The 3432-nt window shown below is 60.6% G+C and carries 2 protein-coding genes; both read right to left on the bottom strand.

What is annotated here, in order from left to right; all coding sequences use genetic code 11:
• The coding region (locus ACY693_RS16825) for an RAD55 family ATPase (RefSeq protein WP_462322963.1) at window positions 1-512 on the bottom strand (512 nt) is incomplete at its 3' end.
• Window positions 505-3432, bottom strand: a 2928-nt coding sequence (locus ACY693_RS16820; protein ID WP_462322962.1) for an EAL domain-containing protein, incomplete at its 5' end; no start/stop codon positions are given. The genes ACY693_RS16820 and ACY693_RS16825, both read right to left, overlap by 8 nt.

Raw genomic sequence — 3432 nt, 5'->3', positions numbered from 1 at the left:
AGCTTGCCGGTCAGAATCAGCGAGAGGTCGCGCTCCTCGCACCAGTTGCTCAAGCCGTGGATCTGATCGACCGCCATCAAGGCGTCCCGCTGTCGGCGCAACAGCTGATCGATCCCATCGAAGACCAGCCAATGCGCGCCGGTGCGCTCGACGCAGAGTCCGACGGCCGCCAACAGGCCTTCGAGATCGAATTCGCCGGAGACCCTGGCACCAGGCGTTGGGCGCGCATCGATCAACTGGAAGCGCTGCTCGTCATGCAGGTGGCGCCACCAGGAAAAGGAGGCCGCATCGCGCAGGACCTGCCGGCGCGATTCCTCGAACGAGACGAACACGCCGCCTTCGCCGCGCTCGATCGCCTTGGCAAGGATCTGCAACGCCAAGACGGTTTTCCCAGAGGCCGGTCGGCCGAGGATCAGAGTGCCGCCGGCGCTTGGGAGTCCGCCTTTGGTCATCTGGTCCAAGCCGTCGATCCCGGTTCTTCGTTTTGCGAGTCCTTCGGCTGGCTCAGTCACGCACGGGTCTCCGATTGCTCTTGGTGGGTGGTCGAGGTGATGAGGGCTCACCGATGGTTTGCAGCGGCAGGCGTGAGCCTTGCTCGATCAGCCAACGGAAGTCCTCGGTCTCTAATGGGATACTGAACAGATAGCCCTGGCCGAAATGGTAGCCAAGATCGATCAAGGCCTGTCGCACGGCCTCGGATTCGATGCCCTCGGCGATCAGCTCGGCGCCGAGCGCATCGGCGATGCCCTTGATGGCTTGGAGCACCGTGTGGCTATAGCAGTCATCGAGCACGCGCGCGACAAAGCAGCGATCGACCTTGATCTCATCGAATGGATAGCGTTGTAGATAGGCGAGCGACGAATAGCCCGTTCCGAAATCGTCCAATGACAGCCGAATGCCGAGAGCGCGCAGTTCGCTCAGCTGTTCCAGGAGGCTCTCCGAGGCCTCCTCAAAGACACTTTCCGTGATCTCCAAGGTGAGGGCGCTGGGCTCGATCTCGAAATGGCGCAGGGTAGCGCGGACGGCCTGCGGAAAATCGTGGGCGCGAAACTGGATCAGCGAGACATTGACTGCGATGCTGACGACATTTAACCCAGCCTGTTGCCATTCTCGCAGCAGCCGGCAGGCCTCGCGTAAGGCCCAGTCACCAATGGCGACGATCTGCTGGCTCTGTTCGGCGATGGGAATGAACTGACCTGGCGGCTGCAATCCGCGCTCGGGATGCTTCCAGCGCAGCAGGGCCTCGCAGGCAATCAGCTCACCCGTTGATAGTTTGACCTTTGGCTGGAAATGGAGCTCAAACTGCTCCTCTTGCAGTGCGGTGCGCAGGTCTTGGGTCAGCGCGATGCGATCATGCACCTGCCTGTCTAGGGCGGCGTTATAGGCAACGGCCGTGTCTGTTCCCTGTTGACGTTGCTGGAAGAGTGCGAGCTCGGCTTGATGGAGCAGGCCTTCGGCTGAGCATTGCTGCTCACCGACCAAGGTATAGCCGAGATCGATATCGATCTCGATACCGATCTGTGGGAGCAGGAAGCACTGCTCCGTGATGGCGCTGATCGCCTCGACCTGTTGCGCTGGATCGAGCCCAGGCCCACCGGGCAGGAAGACGCTGAATTCATCTCCGGCGATACGCCCGACGAGCCCATTCTCGCCGGCTTGCTGCTCGAGCCAGCGGGCGATCTCGATCAACAGCTGATCACCGGTATCGAAGCCATGAGAGTCATTGACATCGCGCAGATCCTTGATGTCGAACAAGATCACCAGCGTCGATCCGGAATGCAGGTCGTCTTGCGCCAGGCGCGCCGCTAGCGCCTCGGTGAAGCTATCGCGGGTCAATAGGTTGGTGAGCCGATCGCGATGCATGAGCTGGTTGAGCTGCAGCTCCGCCAGCTTGCGCTCGGTGATGTCGACATGCATCACGACGGCCCCGTTCTGGGGCTCCGCCTCAGTGTCTTCGACACTCTGACGGAGTCGGTTCGCAGTCATTCGGAACCAGCGCTGCTCATGCGGGGCATGACAGGGGTACTCCAGCGAAAAGGAGTCGCGCTCGTCGCCGAGCAGCGCCTGGAGATTGCGAGCAATGATTGGCGCCTCCTCGGAGAATGGGCCAATCGCATGCTGACAGACCTCGATGTAGTTCATACCGTTGCCGGCGCTGGTGTCGGGGAAATCGTTCTCCTCGGCGAACCGACGCCAGGAGTCGTTGACATCCACGATGCAGCCATCCGCGTCGAGGAGTGCGATATGGGCTAGCAAGGAGTCGATCAGCGCCTTGCGTGTTCCGACCAGCTCGGCGAGTTGGTCGCGGGATTGGCGTAATGCCGCCTTTTGTGACTGCAGTTTCAGCACCATCTCATGACGGTCGGTTATGTCTTGGAAATAGACCGCGAGGCCCTCTTGTGATGGGAAGGCGCGGATCTCGAACCAGATGCTGAACGGTCGGTAGTATTCCTCGAAGGTAACGGTCTCCTGGGAGATCATCGCGCGCCGGTAGGCACGTTCGATGTGGGTACCAATCGCATCCGGAAAGCACTGCCAGAAATCCTTGCCGAGCAGCTGCTCACGCGGCTGTTGCAAGAGTCGGGCGGCCTCCTGATTGAGATAGGCAAAGCACCAGTCCCGATCCAGCGCGAAGAAGCCATCGGTGATGCTTTCAAGGGTCGTTTGCAGGCGCTCGCTCAGGGCTTCCGCCTCGTGTTCGGCGGATTTCTGCGCCGAGATGTCCTGGAATGCGCCCTGAACGGCGCTGATTTGGCCTTGATCATCATAGACGGCGACACCGGTGGTGCGCACCCACAGGGTCTCGCCTTGGGCATTGATGATCCTGAGCTGCTCGTGATATGGGATACCGCGCTCGGCGCAATCGGAGAAGACGCGCCGAATGGTCTCTAGGTCCTCTGGAGCGTAAAAGGCGATGCCCTCTTCCACCGAGGGCGAGAAGCCCCTGGGCATGCCGTGGATCTCGGCGACGACATCCGACCATTGAATGCGTTGACTTGCTAGATCGACGCGCCAGCCGCCGATGCGACCAACACGCCCGGCGATATCGAGCAGCTGAGATTGCTCACGGAGCTTGGTCTCGACCAGCTTGAACTCAGAGATGTCGGTGATGACCGCAACGACTTGGCGCGCCCTAGGCTTCTGGGTCTGGACCGAAAAATAGCGGGCGAGATATCGCCGCGACTGCCCATCCGAATCGAGACGCTCGGTCTCGAAACGCTGGTTATGTCCGGCAAGACAGCCGTCCAGCTTCGCTTTTAGCACGCGGTCGAAATAGTCACGGCCGAGCACATCCCCGATATGGGCGCCTTCGATCTCGGTGCGATCCCGACTGAAGCGCTGAGCATAGGCCTGATTGACGAGTAGATATCGATACTGCTCATCAGCGATTGCCATCAGGTCTTCGCTGGCCTCGACCAGCTCGGCGATTTC

It is taken from the genome of Halochromatium sp. (assembly GCF_054919635.1).
Note: the sequence above shows the minus strand (reverse complement) of the source record. Positions and strands in the feature narration are given on the sequence as shown.